15 protein-coding genes are annotated in these 16,762 nt (G+C 43.3%); 8 read left to right on the top strand and 7 right to left on the bottom strand.

Annotated features, from left to right (window positions below; genetic code table 11):
- Positions 1–45: 45 nt before the first annotated feature.
- From MKO06_RS08560 to MKO06_RS08550, 3 genes are read right to left on the bottom strand one after another with little or no spacing between them, the layout of a single operon-like run.
- The gene (locus MKO06_RS08560; RefSeq protein ID WP_241551764.1) at positions 46–384 is read right to left on the bottom strand and encodes a winged helix-turn-helix domain-containing protein; all 339 of its coding nucleotides are present in this window, start codon (positions 382–384) and stop codon (positions 46–48) included.
- A gap of 14 nt (positions 385–398) precedes the next feature.
- Complete coding sequence (locus MKO06_RS08555) at positions 399–2,675, bottom strand: xanthine dehydrogenase family protein molybdopterin-binding subunit (protein WP_241551763.1); 2,277 nt, start codon at positions 2,673–2,675, stop codon at positions 399–401.
- A gap of 28 nt (positions 2,676–2,703) precedes the next feature.
- On the bottom strand, positions 2,704–3,168 hold the full coding sequence (locus MKO06_RS08550) for a (2Fe-2S)-binding protein (protein WP_241551762.1): 465 nt from the start codon (positions 3,166–3,168) through the stop codon (positions 2,704–2,706).
- Positions 3,169–3,436: 268 nt separating this feature from the next.
- Here MKO06_RS08550 and MKO06_RS08545 point away from each other — a divergent pair, with 268 nt between their 5' ends.
- On the top strand, positions 3,437–3,658 hold the full coding sequence (locus MKO06_RS08545; protein ID WP_241551761.1) for a hypothetical protein: 222 nt from the start codon (positions 3,437–3,439) through the stop codon (positions 3,656–3,658).
- Here MKO06_RS08545 and MKO06_RS08540 read toward each other — a convergent pair.
- The gene (locus MKO06_RS08540) at positions 3,655–4,503 is read right to left on the bottom strand and encodes a universal stress protein (RefSeq protein ID WP_241551760.1); all 849 of its coding nucleotides are present in this window, start codon (positions 4,501–4,503) and stop codon (positions 3,655–3,657) included. The genes MKO06_RS08545 and MKO06_RS08540 overlap by 4 nt on opposite strands.
- Before the next feature lie 91 nt (positions 4,504–4,594).
- On the bottom strand, positions 4,595–5,308 hold the full coding sequence (locus MKO06_RS08535) for an arylesterase (RefSeq protein WP_241551759.1): 714 nt from the start codon (positions 5,306–5,308) through the stop codon (positions 4,595–4,597).
- Between the two features lie 504 nt (positions 5,309–5,812).
- On the opposite strand from MKO06_RS08535, the gene MKO06_RS08530 reads away from it, so the two are divergent.
- The 4 genes from MKO06_RS08530 to MKO06_RS08515 all read left to right on the top strand — a co-directional run bounded on the left by MKO06_RS08530 (position 5,813) and on the right by MKO06_RS08515 (position 9,773).
- Positions 5,813–6,034 (top strand): hypothetical protein, encoded by a 222-nt coding sequence (locus MKO06_RS08530; protein WP_256946167.1) that lies wholly within the window; start codon positions 5,813–5,815, stop codon positions 6,032–6,034.
- A 1-nt stretch (position 6,035) separates the two neighbouring features.
- Positions 6,036–6,440, top strand: a complete 405-nt coding sequence (locus MKO06_RS08525; protein ID WP_241551757.1) for a hypothetical protein — start codon at positions 6,036–6,038, stop codon at positions 6,438–6,440.
- 106 nt (positions 6,441–6,546) lie between these two features.
- On the top strand, positions 6,547–7,227 hold the full coding sequence (locus tag MKO06_RS08520) for an ABC transporter ATP-binding protein (RefSeq protein ID WP_241551756.1): 681 nt from the start codon (positions 6,547–6,549) through the stop codon (positions 7,225–7,227).
- On the top strand, positions 7,227–9,773 hold the full coding sequence (locus MKO06_RS08515; protein ID WP_241551755.1) for an ABC transporter permease: 2,547 nt from the start codon (positions 7,227–7,229) through the stop codon (positions 9,771–9,773). Before MKO06_RS08520 ends, MKO06_RS08515 begins: the two co-directional genes overlap by 1 nt.
- Positions 9,774–9,785: 12 nt before the next feature.
- On the opposite strand, the gene MKO06_RS08510 is transcribed toward MKO06_RS08515, so the two are convergent.
- Positions 9,786–10,241, bottom strand: coding sequence for a hypothetical protein (locus MKO06_RS08510; protein WP_241551754.1), 456 nt, complete (start codon positions 10,239–10,241; stop codon positions 9,786–9,788).
- Between the two features lie 250 nt (positions 10,242–10,491).
- Here MKO06_RS08510 and MKO06_RS08505 point away from each other — a divergent pair, with 250 nt between their 5' ends.
- Complete coding sequence (locus MKO06_RS08505; protein WP_241551753.1) at positions 10,492–11,508, top strand: helix-turn-helix domain-containing protein; 1,017 nt, start codon at positions 10,492–10,494, stop codon at positions 11,506–11,508.
- 22 nt (positions 11,509–11,530) lie between these two features.
- On the opposite strand, the gene wrbA is transcribed toward MKO06_RS08505, so the two are convergent.
- Entirely contained in the window at positions 11,531–12,136 is a 606-nt protein-coding gene (gene wrbA / locus MKO06_RS08500; RefSeq protein WP_241551752.1) for an NAD(P)H:quinone oxidoreductase, read from the bottom strand.
- Positions 12,137–12,979: 843 nt separating this feature from the next.
- Between wrbA and MKO06_RS08495 the strand changes: the two genes are divergently transcribed.
- Together MKO06_RS08495 and MKO06_RS08490 are read left to right on the top strand one after the other, a co-directional pair.
- A complete protein-coding gene (locus MKO06_RS08495; RefSeq protein WP_241551751.1) occupies positions 12,980–15,127 on the top strand; it encodes a M3 family metallopeptidase in 2,148 nt (715 codons plus the stop codon).
- A 37-nt stretch (positions 15,128–15,164) separates the two neighbouring features.
- Positions 15,165–16,724 carry an amidohydrolase family protein gene (locus MKO06_RS08490; RefSeq protein ID WP_425248410.1) on the top strand — a complete coding sequence of 520 codons (1,560 nt, stop codon included), beginning with the start codon at positions 15,165–15,167 and terminating at the stop codon, positions 16,722–16,724.
- Positions 16,725–16,762: the final 38 nt, after the last annotated feature.

The following is a 16,762-nucleotide window of genomic DNA, read 5'->3' as shown; positions in this document are numbered from 1 at the left end:
CGGTTTTCAAAAAATCGGAATAAAAAATACCGTGCATCATTTTGCTTATTTTAAGGTATCTATAAAATGCTGCTGCTTTTCAAGCACTTCCTTTAATTCAGCCTGAAGTTTTTCAAACCTCTTCATAACATTTAGTCCATGCTCGGTTACCGCTGCTCCACCCCCATGCGAACCACCTTTCTTAAGAATAACCAGGGGTTCTTCTGAATGCTGGTTAAGCCGCTTTACGATATCCCAGGCCTTTTTATAGGACATCTTCATCTCATCAGCCGCTTTAGATAAGGAACCTTCCCGTTCGATAAACCTCAGCAATTCATTAGGGCCCGGGCCGTATACCTTTTCTCCATCTTCCTCCACCCAGCATTTAAACCTGAATTCTTTCATTCAAATAAATCGATCTAGGTTTTCAACTCGGTTTGTTTTCCATTAAGCTGATTTATATACGGCTGATCATAAAATCGCTGTCCGGTAGCTTTATAAAGTGCATTAGCCAGAGCCCCCATAATTGGTGGAAATGGTGGTTCTCCCAAACCGGTTGGATCTATGCCATTTTCAACAAAATGAACATCTATCTTTTTAGGTGCCTCACTATGTCTTATTAACCTGTAGGTATCAAAATTATGCTGCTGTGGAACGCCATCCTCAAAGGTGATCTCACTGTAAAGCGCGTGGCCAATCCCGTCTATCGTACCTCCCTCGACCATATTCTTGGCAGCATCAGGGTTTACCACGATCCCGCAATCTACTGCGCAAGTCACTTTATCGATCAAAGGCTGATTATTTTTAACCGACATATCCAGGATCTGCGCCACGTAGGAATTGTGACAATAATAGGCAGAAACACCTCGACTTAAGCTGCTACTGCCATTGCTCCAGCCCGATTTATCTCGAACCAGCTCTAATACACCAGCGTAACGTGCAGCATCATAATCATTATTTTCTCCAACGGGATCGGTTTCGGCCCTTTTTAGCATGTCAAGCCTGAATTGTATTGGATCCTGTCCCATTTCTTCTGCCAGCTCATCCAGAAAGGATTGCTCTGCTCCAGCGATGAAATTAGATCGTGGCGCTCTGAATGCTCCTACCGATATATTGGACTCCAGCGTCCAACTTTCAGCGAGATAATTATCGATGGCTCCAGCCGGAAACCTGTTGGCAAAAAGCGGACTCTCAGGAATACCGCCGGCGTTTACATGTAAAGCAGTAAGCTTATTATTCCCATCAAGCGCAGCACGGTAAGCCACGTGATAGGCCGGGCGGTAGACACCATTGGACATATCGTCTTCCCGGGTATAGATCAGTTTTACGGGTTTGCCCAGTTTATCTGAAATTACAGCTGCTTCCACGAGGAAATTTCCATATAAGCGCCTTCCAAACCCTCCTCCCATTCGGGTCATTTGTACATCAATATCTTCCAGGGCTAAACCAAGACGTTTGTTAACCGATTTTTCGGCGTATTCTGGTGTTTGAATTGGCCCCAGTAATTCAGCTTTCCCGCCAGAAACATTCGCATAAAAGTTCATGGGTTCCATACAGTTATGCGCCAGGAATGGGCAGGTATAGGAACGCTCAATTACCCTGGCTGCATTTTTAAAAGCCTTTTCAGGATCACCATCTTTTCTTACGACTTCCGCTTTTTTAGATCCTATTTCGGCCATCAGGGAGGCATGAAGTTTACTGCTTTCTAGTCCCGATGTATCCTCCATAGCGGCACTCTTTTCCAGGATCTGTATCTGTTCAACAAGATCTGGTTTTAATTCCCATTCTATCTCTAATGCTTTTTTGGCTTTCATGACCTGCCAGGTGGATTCTCCAACGATCACGGCCAGTTTCGAGAAGGCCGTTACGTCGCTCCATTCTTTTTCCATATCCTCGGGATAGGTGTCTATGGTAAAGACATCCACGATGCCCGGCATTTCCTTAATCTTTTCAGCATTCATAGTTTTAAGCTGCATTCCAAAGGCAGGCGGCTGAACCATCATGGCAATCAGCATTCCTTCTTTATCCACATCAATGCCATACAACGGCTGGCCGGTAACGATCTTTTTCGCATCCACGTTCTTGCGCGAGGTTCCAATTATTTTGAATGAATCATTATCCTTTAATTCAACTTCTTCCGGAACCTCAACCTGAGCTGCAGCTTTGGCGATCTCACCATAACCCATGCTATTTTCACTATTAGCATGCTTGATTATTCCATTTTCAACTGAAAGTTCGGAAACCGGAACTTCCCATTGGTTAGCCGCTGCGGTTAGCAACATTTGCCTGGCCGTGGCGCCGGCTGTTCTCAGGGATTCCCACCCCTGTCTAATAGACTGACTTCCTCCGGCAAGCTGTCTTGTGAAAATATCGGTATTCAAAGGAGCCTGTTCAACGATCACATTATTCCAGTCTACATCAAGCTCTTCTGCAACGATCATTGGCATGGAAGTCTTTACGTTCTGGCCAATTTCAGGGTTGGGTGAGTAGATAGTTACCACACCGTTATCCCCAATTTTAAGATAGCCGTTAAGCTCGAACCACTCATCGGGCATTTGCATGGCCATTTCCTTGCCTCCTTCTTCAGTAGCCTTTTTACATGCCATCCAGTTGAAGCCAATTATCAGGCCTCCACCCGCGATCGAAACACTTTTAATAAAAGATCTTCTTCCTATTCCTGTTTTAACCTTGGTCATTTTTCTAAAATTTTAATTGAATTGTGGCTTAGGCCAACTGAGAATCTGAAGCCGTTTTTATCGCCGCCTTGATACGGGTATAGGTTCCGCAGCGACAAATATTCCCATTCATCGCATTCTCGATCTCTGAATCGCTCGGGTTTGGATTGCGATTCAGCAATGCACTGGCGCTCATGATCTGGCCCGCCTGGCAATAGCCACACTGCGGAACATCATGTTCCAGCCAGGCTTTCTGAACCGGATGATCTCCATTTTCTGAAAGTCCTTCTATTGTAGTGATCTCATTACCAGCCGCCGAAGACACAGGCAACTGACAGGATCTCACGGCAGAACCGTTGAAGTGTACGGTACAGGCACCACACTGGGCAATACCACATCCATATTTGGTTCCAACCAGCTTTAGGTGATCGCGTAATACCCAAAGCAAAGGCGTGTCTGGATCCAGATCCAGACTCTGTTTTTTTCCGTTGATTGTTAGACTGAATTCTGCCATGATAAAATTTTTCAAAAAATTAGTAATTAAATTCCGAATACCCTAAGATAATCTATCTTTTAATACTTGTTTTCCGGCTAAAAAATTCAGACCTAAACAATTAATATTCAAACAATTGTATATTCTGAAAAATTTCAGAAAATGGAAGATAAGTTTAGACCTGCTCAGTTTTAATTCGTATTTTCGCCATATCAGCAGGCTTCCCAATCTACCAACCAAGGAATACCCCAATTTTTATAAATCTTGTTTTAACCTAAAGGCTAAACTTATGCGACTTCTTAGTCTTTCAAAAAGTGGAGATAATTACCTGGTCAAGGCGAGGACCATACGGCGTATATTTGGAATTACCATAAGCACAACCGTGCAGGAATATATTAACCGGGTAAATGAAAATGAGTGGTATAGTATCGAGGGAAAAAAGATAACCGATTACCGAAAAACACAACTAGACAAATGGTTAAAAGACCATCAAAGATTCATTGAACATTAGCTCATTTCCTTCAATATCAGGATGGGTACCTTTGTATTGAAATCGACTTCTTCGATAACTGCTTTGCTGAATAATTTTGAAAAGAAACCCTGTTTCCTTTTATAAAGAGCTAACAAATCGCTTTCCCGACTTTCAATGAATAAATGTACGCCAGTGGTTACACTGGTTTTGGTAAGATTATGGAAACTGAATTCTATATCGCTTAAAAGTCCGGCCAGGTTTTCTTTTTGAGCTTCCTGTTCCTCAGTCATTTTCTTATTATCCACATTGATATAAAGCACTCTTACCGATGCGTTGAGATAAGAGGAAAGATCTATTAATGCGCTGAGTTCCCTGAGCTTATATGGGCTCCTGAAATTAGTGGGAAATACGATCTCCCTTTCTGGTTCGTCGATCAGCTGAATACTTTCAGGTACCACCAGGATCGGACAATTTTCAACTTTATCGATAATCCGGGAGATGGCATTGTCGTAAGCCACGTTAACCGCAGCGCTATCTCCTATTGCTCCAAGCAAAATAAGATCAATACCATGAGTATCCACCGCTTCCTGAACTCCTTCGGTTAAACTTCCATCATGGGCGATAGTTTCAAAATTATGTTTCGGGTTCTCCTTTCTGAAGCTTAAACCTTTCATCAACTTGTCAAGCCCGTGGGTAGCCAACTTTTCGGGATCATTTTCCTCATCTTTTAATATAGACAGGTTGTCACCAAGAAAGTTAGCAGAGCCAAATGCATTTAATATATAAAAGGTACAGGCTTCTTTTCTGTAGATAGCCAGTCCGTAGATCAATGCATTCCAGGCGTGTTTCGAAAAGTTGGTAGGGACCAGGATCTTCTTTTCCATAAGGTTCTAATTTCCGGCTTTGAAGTTTAGAATATAACGTAAATATATACTAAAGTGAGGCTTATAAAAATAGTGCCACTAAATTATTGGTTTATTGAGCAGCTTTATGCTCATTTAACATTGGTCCCAGAACCTCCCAGACATTACTTGCCACTATTTCCTGGCCTTCGGCGGTAGGGTGTATCCCGTCATCCTGATTGAGATCAGGTCTCCCGGCGACGTCTTCCAGAAGAAAGGGAATTAACTCCAAATTGTTTTTAGCGGCTAATTCCGGAAAGATCTCTTTGAACTCTGAAGTATATTCAGGTCCCATATTAGGCGGAATTTGCATTCCGGCAAGAATGATCCTGGTATCAGGATTTTCCTGTCTAACAAAATCGATGATCTCCTGGAGATTATTCCTGGTTTCGGATAGCGGGATTCCTCTTAGACCGTCATTGGCCCCAAGTTCCAGCACAAAAATATCAACGTTCTGCTTCAACACCCAGTCTATGCGGTTCTTCCCGCTTGCCGTGGTCTCCCCGCTTAAGCCCGCGTTCACCACTTTATAATTATATCCCAGCGAATCTATCTTTTGCTGAATTACTGCCGGGAAGGATTCTGCAGAATCAAGGCCAAGCCCTGCGGTTAGACTGTTCCCAAAAAAGAGAATGAACTTTTCAGGCTCTTTGGTTTCGGTCTCAGGGCTTTCCGAAACTTCTGGGTTTTGAGCTTCCTCCTTCTTTTCAGAATTCCCACACGAGATTAAAAGAAAAGAAAAGATCATAAAGGTCAACCCGGTATATCGAGATATCGTTGTATTCATAAAATCTGAAGTCATTTTTAAGCCTAAAAAGGTAAGGAACAAGACTAATAAAATGAAAACCGATACTATAATTAATTTAAGATTCATAACATTCCTGAAATCGCACAATAATAGACCGTCTAATTCCCCGAAAAATTTCATTTTTGCAGTCGATAAAATAGATTCTGCATTCTGACTAAAACTGTCAAAAAAATACCATCCCTTTTATTTTTAGGATTGCACCTGTGCTTCCTGATGGCTGCAATGCTTCAACCTGGCGCAGACCTATTACATCAATTTTCACTGATACTGACAGGTATCTTTCTGGGCATATTTTACCGGGAATTCTTAATTAAAGAGAAAGGTATATTTAAAAAGACCGATCTCGTATTGATAATTTTTACTGGCCTAGGAGCCCTCATTACCTACTGGTTTAATGTTTTTTTTCAACTGGGACCAGTTCTCGCCGCTGGAATTATAGGACTAGCCGGTTCTTTCATTCCTTACCTTAACCGGAAATCGGATTTGTTAAGAGAATTGCCCGTAGCCCTTTATTGCGGTGCCTTCGCCGGAATGACCTCTCCCCTGGTAGCTGGCAGCTATTCCTTTATTATTCTGGCTGGTTTGATGAGCGGAATTATCCTGGCCATTTCAAAGACCAGCTTTCACGGCTTCGGCGGAAAACTGGGTACCATCGCTTTTGGCGGCGTTTGCTGTGTTTCCCTCATAATTTATATCCTGAATTAAAATGGAAACGACCATCATTCTGTTTTCGGGTTCGCTGTTCGCATTGCTTACTTTCTACATCAACAATAAGTTACAGCTCGGCGGGATTATGGCTTCGGCAGCAATTTCGGTACTGGCAGCCCTTTTTTTTAAATTCTCACCCAACCTACTTTCCCCCTATCTAACCGCCACCATTCCAATTATCGCAATGGGAGCTTCGTTCGTAGGAATGGCCAGCTCAAGGGTGATTAGAAAATACTGGGTCATTGGCCTGGCAGGACTGGTTTTTTCAGTAATGTTTCTAATTGGCAGTCCGTTTTTTGATGGATTTGGCGGAAGCCTTGGCAGCTCGGCAGCGATCGCTCTGGGAAGTGTTTACGGGTTTAAGCGTCTCAAAGCTACCATATCCCGATCCTTATCACGCTAGAACAGTACTGAAACGAGCGTTAAAACATTAGGAGACTTCTCTTAATCTTTAGCGATAAATTGAAATCATTTCTTATTTTACCAATTGGGAAATTTAGCAGAAAAACATGGCTCATATTTTAAAGGTTAGTAACCTGAAGAAAACCTATTCAAGCGGTTCAAAAGAATTAACCGTGCTGGAAGATATCAATTTCGAAATTCAAGAAAAGGAAACCTTCTCTATTGTTGGTCCTTCCGGAAGCGGAAAGACAACACTTTTGGGATTATGCGCAGGCCTGGACCAGCCAGATTCCGGAGAAATTGAACTGTGCGGCACGAATCTTCAGCAACTCGATGAAGATGAGCGAGCTTTTCTCCGAAATAAAAAAGTAGGTTTCGTCTTCCAGGATTTTCAACTCATCCCTACCCTTACGGCACTGGAAAACGTGGCAGTTCCTTTGGAATTGCAGGGTGATCCCAGGGCAGAAGAAATAAGCCGTGAACTGCTAAGCAAGGTTGGGCTTAAAGACCGGTTCGACCATTACCCTTCCCAGTTATCGGGTGGAGAGAAACAACGGGTAGCTGTGGCGAGAGCCTTCAGCAACCGTCCTTCGATCTTATTTGCAGATGAACCAACCGGAAACCTGGACGAAGAGACCGGCCAGAAAGTAGTGGAATTGCTTATGGACCTGAATAACGCTGCCGGAACAACCCTGGTGATCGTCACCCACGACCTGGAACTTGCGCAAAAAACCCAGCGCATACTTCGTTTAAAAGGCGGACGAATCCTGAAAACCGAAGCGGTATAATGAGCAAAAGTTCAACGAAAACCAATTTTGGATGGTTGTTAAAAATGGCCATAAGGGACGGAAAAGCCAGTACAAAAAAACTTATGTTATTCATGGCCTCCATCGTTCTTGGAATCGCCGCGGTCGTATCCATCCAGTCATTCAGCAATAATTTAAAGAAAAACATCGCCCTGCAATCAAAAGCATTGATGGGTGCAGATTATATCATCGACAGTGACAAACCAATCACTCCGAGAGTTGAATCGATCATCGATTCACTTGGTGGAGCAGACGGCAGGGAGATCAGTTTCGCCTCAATGGCAGCCTTTCCTGGCAACCAGGGAACTAAACTGGTCCAGGTTAGGGGTATCGAAGGCGGCTTTCCTTTTTATGGCGAACTGGAAACCAATCCTGCAACAGCCGGGATAGAATTTCAGCAAAAAGATGCTGCCCTGGTCGATGCTACGGTGATGCTTCAGTTAGGACTCAAGATCGGGGACCCCATCAAAATCGGGAATATTTCCATTCCTATCGCAGGCGCCTTAAAATCGGTACCGGGTAGTTCCTCCATATTCAGTTCGGTTGCACCACCGGTTCTGATCCCGCATAATCTTATCGAAAAAACAGGGCTTGTTCAGACCGGTAGCCGAATCGATTATAAGTATTATTTCGTTGCTGAACCAACTACCGATATGGACAGGCTGGACCGCGAACTCGACCCGATGCTCGATGCCAACGAAGCCGATCTGGATACGCATACGTCCACCAGTGACCGATTAGGGCGAAGATATGAGAACTTCGGGAAGTTCCTGAACCTGGTGGCTTTTATTGCTTTGCTGTTAGGCTGCGTTGGAATTGCCAGCGCCATCCATATTTATATCAAGGAAAAGCTGAAGACCGTTGCTATTTTGAAATGCCTCGGCATCAGTAAAAAGAATAGTTTCCTCATCTTTCTGTTACAAATAGCCGGGATCGGGTTTTTAGGAGGTGTGATAGGGACCTTCATTGGAGTGCTGCTTCAGCAATTATTCCCTTTGATCTTACAGGACTTTATTCCTATCGAGATCGAGATCTCCCTGGAACCACGGGTGATCTTTATTGGAATTTTACTGGGAGTTTTGATGTCTATCCTTTTTGCCCTTTACCCGTTGATCGGGACGCTCTATGTGTCCCCTTTGCAAACGCTGAGGGTCGAGGAAAGCAATCCGGTACGATCCAGAAAGGCGGGCCTTTTCGTGCTGGCTGGAATCTTTTTATTCATATTTCTGTTTTCATACTGGCTGCTGGAAGACTGGTTGTATGCGTTATCTTTCGTGGGCGGTGTGATCGTTACCTTCGCGCTGCTGGCTGGTGTTGCCAATCTTTTTATGAAAGCCATCAGGAAATATTTTCCAAAATCCTGGGGTTTTGTTCCAAGGCAAAGTCTTTTAAACCTTTTCAGACCACAGAATCAAACGCTGATTCTCGTGATCACCATTGGTGTTGGTACTTTCCTTATTAGTACGCTCTATTTTACCAAGGATCTGCTCCTGGCCCAGGCCTCTTTGGAAGAACAGGCTAATAGCCCAAATATGATCCTGCTGGACGTTCAGAATGATCAGCAGGAAAAAGTGACGAAGACTATCCAGTCACAGCAAATACCGGTACTGGAAAATATTCCCATCGTGACCATGAGGGTGGAAAGCATCAAAGGCCGACCTGCGGAAGAGATACAGGAAGACACCACGTCCAGGATTAATGGCTGGGTACTAAGACATGAATTCAGGACCACCTACCGGGATTCCCTTATTTCGTCTGAAGTGCTTCAGGAAGGAGAATGGATTGGAACTGCAAGTATGAACGATACGGTACCGATTTCTATCAGTGATAATTTTGCTGAAGATGCCAAGGTTGGACCTGGTGATGCCGTGAGTTTCAATGTGCAGGGCGTTATTCTGAACACGGTGGTAAAGAGCGTTCGAACAGTAGACTGGAGCCGGATGCAGCTAAATTTTTCGATCGTTTTCCCAACTGGTGTGCTTGAAGATGCGCCACAGTTCAGGGTTTTGACCACCAAGGTGCCAGACGAGGAGGCTTCAGCGAATCTTCAGCAGATTCTGGTAGACCAGTTTCCGAATGTCACAATTATCGATCTTCGCCAGGTTTTGAGCATAATAGAAGACCTGCTTACCAAAATTTCGTGGCTGATCAATTTTATGGCTTTCTTTAGCATACTTACCGGAATAATCGTGCTGATTGGTGCGGTAAGAACCAGTAAATATCAACGCATCAGGGAAAGTGTTCTTTTGAGAACCATTGGCGCCCGCAGCGAACAGATCCTAAAGATCCTTGCCCTGGAGTATTTATACCTTGGAGTCCTGGCAGCTTTATCTGGCATCCTGCTATCCCTTATCAGTTCACAAATGTTGGCCTGGCTCGTCTTCGAGACTACCTTTATCCCGTCGTGGAAACCTTTCTTGATCCTGTTCCCAGGGATTATTTTGGTGGTACTAATTGTTGGACTCAGCAATAGCCTGGGCGTGATCAAAAGTCCGCCACTGGTAGTATTGAGAAAAGAACTTTCGTAAAATTATGCACAATTAAACCAGGCTAATATACTGGTCAATTACGGCCATTACACTATTTTCCATAAATGCCCCATCCCTCAGGTTGAAGAATAGAATAAGCTGTTTTATAAAATAGATGCCATACTCCACCAGCTTATTAGCGGTAATTAAGACCAGGAAAACAGCTCCCAGGGCGCTTAGAGTTAAATAGATAGGTTTAAAAAATCCTACTACCAGTAAGGTGATGATCAAACCTAACAACAATCCGTTAAGCAGGGAAATTTCAAGCCCGAAGACGGTAAGTGCGGTTACGCTGGAGGTGGTTAGCAGCGATGCAACTTCCTTTATAAAACCTTTCGTCTTTTTAACTCCCCTGGAGAATTTAGAGTTCACTGGATTAAGATCCTGAGGTGTTGGATAATGCTGTCTGGCACTCCCCTTCAGGTCCTTAATAATCGAATGTCTGGTAACTTTAGTTGATGAGACCATGATACTTGTCTTTAAATGATGAATAAAGACATGGTAGAATAACTGGGCTATCAAAAATTAAACAGTACTAAGATAGGTTGTAAAGTAAAACCAAAACAGGGGAAAATAACCCTTATTTATTGATATTCAGAACTTTAAAAAATTTCGACTGCCTTTTTAGTATAAGTTTAACTCCACATATACGGGAAGTATCAGCCTCAGCAGTTAACTTTAAAAACCTTAACTTTTAACAAACACTAACGATTTGGAAATGGAAACATATCATTTGGAGTTAAATGATGTAGAAGATTTCATACCAGAATTAGCCAAAAATTTCGAATTAGACTACAGCGAAAATCTTGGAGAATACCACCTTGACATTCCTTCAAATATTGGTGAGGGTTATATCGAGGGTATTAATTTCCCCAATGGAATTGGCTTATATACCTATAAATGCAACTTTCACGAAAACTTAAAATTGAAAGTTTCGCTTCCTACCGTTAACCCGATTCGGTTCCTATACTGTATTGAAGGAGAAGTAGACAGTTATTTTCTGAATGCAGAAGATATGGTCCATCTTGATGATCATCAATACCTGATTGCCGCTCCAAAAGAAGCTGAAACGCATAATCTGGTGTTTAAAAAGAATACCTGTTTCACTTTATGTTACCTGGAAATAGACCGACTCAAATTTCAGCAATACTTTTCTTTTGACCTCAACCAGCTTGAACCTATCTATTACAAGATTTTTAGTGACGTAAAGGCTAAAAACAGAATTTGTGATACCGGCAGTTTTAGTCCTAAAACCGCTGATATTATAAGGGAAATCAAGGATTGTAAGCTCGAAGGCTTCCCAAGGGTCAATTTTATAGGGGCAAAATCCCTTGAAATACTCAGTTTTATGCTTACCCGTTTTAAGGAAGAAGGAGAAAGTCTTTACAAGACACATCTAAAAGACAGGGATCTAAAATCTGTGGAAAAAGTGGTAGAGTACATCAATGAGAATCTTGCTCAGGCCGGAACGGTAGATTCCCTCGCAAAAATTGCCGGTATGAATTCCAATAAATTACAGGAAGCTTTTCAAATAGTCTATGGCAAGACGGTAAACGCATATGTAAGAGACATAAGGCTTACAAAAGCCCTGCAAATGCTTTCCAGCGGAAATAAGAATGTGAGTGAAGTGGTTTATGAGCTGGGATTATCCAGCCGAAGTTATTTCTCCAAAATATTTAAAGCGAAGTACGGCATATCTCCACGCAATGTTTTGGTGAGACATGCCGCTAGATAATTGTTCTTGAATAGTCTGATTTTTAGGACTTACCTTTCTTAACCCAGGTAGCAACCTCTAAGGTTCTTTTAACCTGGTGTTCTACGGCCTTTTGTACTTTTTCATTCAACTGTCCCTTGGAGACACTCACTCCGTATGGATTTCCTCCCGCATCAAAGATAGACTGGTCTGTATAAGAAGGTGGTACCACGATTGCTCCCCAGTGGAACATGGTTTTATATAAAGATAATAAGGTGGTTTCCTGACCTCCGTGTGGGTTTTGTGCACTGGTCATCCCGCTCACCACTTTATTTACCAGTTTTCCATTAAACCATAGCTGCCCGGTTGAATCGATCAGGGATTTGAATTGGTTAGGAAGGTTACCGTACCGAGTTGGCACACTGAATATATATGCATCGGCCCAATCCAGGTCGTCTACAGAAGCGGTAGGGACATCTTTTGTGCTTTCAAGATGTTTTTTCCATTCCTCGTTTTGAGCAATAGCTTCAGAAGGCGCTGTTTCTTCCACCCGCAACATTTTCACTTCGTGATCTCCGAGCTTTTTGGCTGCTTCTGTTGCCCACTTGGCCATTTGATGGTTAGTACCAGTGGCACTGTAATAAATTACTGCTAGTTTCAATTTTTCCATGATTAAATTTTTGCTTTAAAATACCTATAATTAATCCCTTAAGATTCTAAGGTTTTTATAAATTTTTGTTATAAATATTCATTTAGGGGAATTATCCCCTTTCGCAGCAGGTTAAATAACAGTACTTTAGCAATAGAAATTAGAAGTAGTATTCTAATCACCCCCCTGAAAAACTGAAAATTGCCCCAAAAAAGTTCTTGAAAATTCAGTACTCCCCCCGAAATAATAATCATCAATCAATAACTAAAATTTATTCATCATGGCAATTTTTTCAAACATCAGTTCAAATTTCGGTTCATCAAACGAAGGAGACTTAACACATCACAAACCATTCATGAACCAGCGATCCTCTAACGGCAGAAGCTGTTGGTATAACCGAAGAAAGTTCGGTGTATAAATCATCATCAAAATTCATCAATCATGAAAGCGATCTTAAAAGCCCACATCAGGCAAAAGCCTAGAGCAATGCACAACGGCATTGGCTTAAATAGACTGGCAGAGACCGTTGTGATTAGGAGCTATTAGGTGTACGTCCGGGTTTAACCAGGTAATTTATAATCCAAACGGGGTAACATTCATCAATCACAATCTTCATTAGGAAGAAATGGAAAGCAAAAAATCTTTTCATACCCGAGCAATAAAAACCTATCTGTTGAATTAGTCAATAAACCCGGACCCACATCTTAGTTATTAAAATTCGATTCAAACATAACATCTGTATTCATCACTGGTATCCCGGGTCTCATCAATCCGGGATATTTCTTTCATAGCCATTCCTCTGTTCCATGCTTTCCCGGAATTTGAAATGTTCGTATATTCCCGCCTATCTTCAAATTTTACCTGATGAATCGAATATTCAAAAGATCTTTTGCCCTCACCAGCATTGTGGCTGTTATTGCCTGTGGCAAAAATGTAGAAAACAAAGAAAACGAAACTATGGATAATCCCCTGCTAGCCGAATGGACCGGTCCCTATGGAGGCGTTCCTGCCTTCGACCAGATGAAAGTAGAATATGTAAAGCCAGCCATGAGAAAGGCCATGCAGCTTCATTTAGATGATATCGAACGCATTGCCAATAACGAGGAAGTCCCAACTTTCGAAAACACGATAGTCCCTATGGAAAAGGCGGGCAAGGAACTGGAGCGGGCCTTTACCTATTATGGCATCTACAGCAGTAATGTTTCAAGCCCGGAGTTCAGGGAAGTTCAAAAAGAACTGGCGCCAGAGATCTCTGAATATTCTTCAAAGATCAGCCAGAACGAGAAACTTTTCCAAAGGATCAAAACGGTTTACGAAGACTCAAAAGAAAATCCGCTTCCAGAGGCTGAACAACGAGTGATCGACCTTATATACGAAGAATTTGCCATGCAGGGTGCAGATCTTTCAGCTGAGGATAAGAAGCGCTATGCCGAGATCAACAAACAACTATCAGAACTTTATACCAAGTTTTCTAATAATGTCCTTTCAGATGAAGAAAATTATGTGCTTTACCTGGACGAGGATCAGCTTGGAGGTTTACCGGAATCCTACGTAAAATCGGCTGCCAATGCAGCTGAATCCAGGGGTGAGGATGGCAAGTACGCAGTAACCAACACCCGTTCTTCCATGGATCCGTTTCTTACTTATTCCACCGAAAGGGACTTGAGAGAAAAAGTATGGAAAACCTATTATTCACGTGGTGATAACCAGGATGAATTCGATAACAACGAGATCATCTCTGAAATTCTTAAGCTAAGAGATGAGCGCGTGGAACTGCTGGGTTATGATAATTATGCGCAATGGCGCTTGCAGAACAGGATGGCCAAGAATCCTGAAAATGCCATGGACCTGATGATGAAGGTATGGCCGGCTGCCCTAGCACGAGTTGAAGAAGAAGTTGCCGATATGCAAAAAATAGCCGACCAGGAGAATGCCGGTATCACCATTAAACCATGGGATTATAGATTCTATGCTGAAAAAGTAAGACAGCAGAAGTACGACCTGGACAGCGAAGAAGTGAAACAATACCTGGAATTAGGCAATCTTACCCAGGCTTTATTCTTCACTGCAGGAGAGTTGTTCAACTTCGATTTCAGCCCTGTTGAACAAGGAAGCGTTCCTGTATTCCATGAAGATGTAAAAGTATGGGAAGTAACCGATAAGGATTCCGGGGAACTCGTAGGACTTTGGTACCTCGACCCGTATGCCAGGCAGGGAAAAAGATCGGGTGCATGGGCAACGACCTACAGAAGCTACAACGAACTGGAAGGCGGAGCCGCGGTCCTTGCTTCCAATAATTCCAATTTCATCGAGCCGGCTCCCGGAGAACCGGTTCTGGTTTCATGGGATGATGCCGAAACCTTTTTTCACGAATTTGGTCATGCGCTGCATTTTCTTTCCGCAGATATCAAGTACCCCACTTTAAATAGCGGTGTTCGCGATTATACCGAATTCCAGTCTCAGCTGCTCGAAAGATGGCTTTCTACCGATAAGGTGATCAACCAGTTCCTGAGACATCATGAAACCGATGAAGTGATCCCTGATGAACTGGTGGAGAAGATCAAAAAGGCGTCTACCTTTAACCAGGGCTTTGCCACGACCGAATTTCTAGCCTCAGCCATCATGGACCTGAAATATCACACCACCGATCCTGAAAATATCGACCCTGTGGAATTCGAAAAGAATACGCTCGAAGAATTGAATATGCCTGAAGAGATCGTGATGAGACACAGGAGTCCGCATTTTGGCCATGTTTTTTCCGGTGAAGGATATGCCGCCGGTTATTACGGGTATTTGTGGGCTGATGTTCTTACTTCTGATGCTTCGGAAGCTTTCGCAGAAGCTCCCGGAGGATTCTACGATAAGGAGGTTGCCAGGAAACTGGTGGATTATCTTTTCGCTCCAAGGAATGCAATGGATCCGGCTGAAGCCTATAAGAAATTCAGAGGTCGTGATGCCGAGATCGATGCTTTGATGCGAGATCGCGGATTTCCTGTTCCCGATGAAAACTAAGATCCTAAAATCCATAAATATCCTCTAAAATCGAAGCATGAAAAAACGAATCCTGCTAAGCAGTTTTTTCCTGGCCATTAACATGTTGGTCCATAGCCAGGAACATATGGAAGGCCCGTTCAACCAGTTGATCATTCGAGGGGTGACCCTCATCAACGGGAATGGCGCCCCACCAATGGGCCCTGTTGATATTAGCGTTGAAAATAATAAGATCACCGGTGTTCATAACGTTGGTTACCCTGGCGTAGAGATCAATGAATCAGCAAGGCCTAAACTAAAGGATGGCGGCAAGGAACTGGACGCAACTGGCATGTACCTGCTACCAGGTTTTATTGATATGCATGGACATATTGGCGGCAAAGCCCAGGGAGCCACACCTGAATACGTTTTCAAATTGTGGATGGCTCACGGAGTAACTACTGTTCGAGAAGTAGGCGGTCCCGGAATTGAATGGACGCAGGATCTTCAGAAAAAGATCGAAAATAAAGAAATGGCCGGGCCCAGGATCATTAGTTATACCGTTTTTGGAAATGGCAGCGAAAAGCCTATCACCACTCCTGAAGAAGCCAGGGAATGGGTTCGTAAAAATGCAGATGCCGGTGCAGATGGGATCAAGTTCTTTGGCGCAGCTCCCGGGATCATGAAAGCAGCCCTCGAGGAGAATGCCAGATTAGGCAAAGGTTCAGCCATGCATCATGCACAGTTGAGCGTTGGCCGCTGGAACGTGCTGAATTCGGCTAAAGCCGGTCTTACCAGTATGGAACACTGGTATGGACTTCCGGAAGCGCTTTTCGACGATAAAACTGTTCAGCATTATCCGCTTGACTATAATTACCAGAATGAGCAGCATCGCTTTGCTGAAGCAGGAAAACTTTGGGCCCAGGCAACCGAGCCGGGTTCTGAGCACTGGAACCAGACCATGGATACGCTGCTGGCTTTGGATTTTACCCTGGATCCTACCTTCAATATCTATGAAGCCAGCCGGGACCTGATGAGAGCCCGAAGAGCTGAGTGGCATGAAACCTATACCCTGCCCTCGCTCTGGAAATTTTACCAACCCAGCAAAATATCACATGGATCTTACTGGCATTACTGGGGCACCGAAGAAGAGGTGGCCTGGAGAGAGAATTTCAGGATCTGGATGCAGTTCGTGAATGATTATAAAAATCGTGGCGGAAGAGTTACAACGGGGTCTGATTCAGGTTTCATCTTTCAGCTGTATGGCTTTGCCTATGTGAGAGAATTGGAATTGCTCCGTGAAGCAGGCTTTCACCCTCTGGAAGTGATTCGAGCGGCTACCCTGAATGGTGCCGAAGCAATTGGAATGGAAGATAAACTCGGAACTGTTGAACCTGGTAAACTTGCCGATTTCGTGATCGTGGAAGAAAATCCGCTTCAGAATTTTAAGGTTCTCTATGGGACCGGCGCGATCAAACTCACCGAAGACAACGAGGTGGTACGCGTTGGTGGAGTAAAATATACCATTAAAGACGGTATTATTTACGATTCCAAGGGACTTCTCAACGAAGTAGAACAGATGGTTGAAAAGGCCAAGGAAGAAGAAGATTTCAGGATCACACAGCCAGGAATGGATTAAATTGAAACAAATTACAGGTTATAAATTCCTCCTTTTTA

Origin of the sequence: Christiangramia oceanisediminis (genome assembly GCF_022570735.2) — a bacterium.
In the GTDB taxonomy this organism is placed as follows: Bacteria; Bacteroidota; Bacteroidia; order Flavobacteriales; family Flavobacteriaceae; genus Christiangramia; species Christiangramia oceanisediminis.
This window is presented reverse-complemented; position numbering and strand designations above follow the sequence as displayed.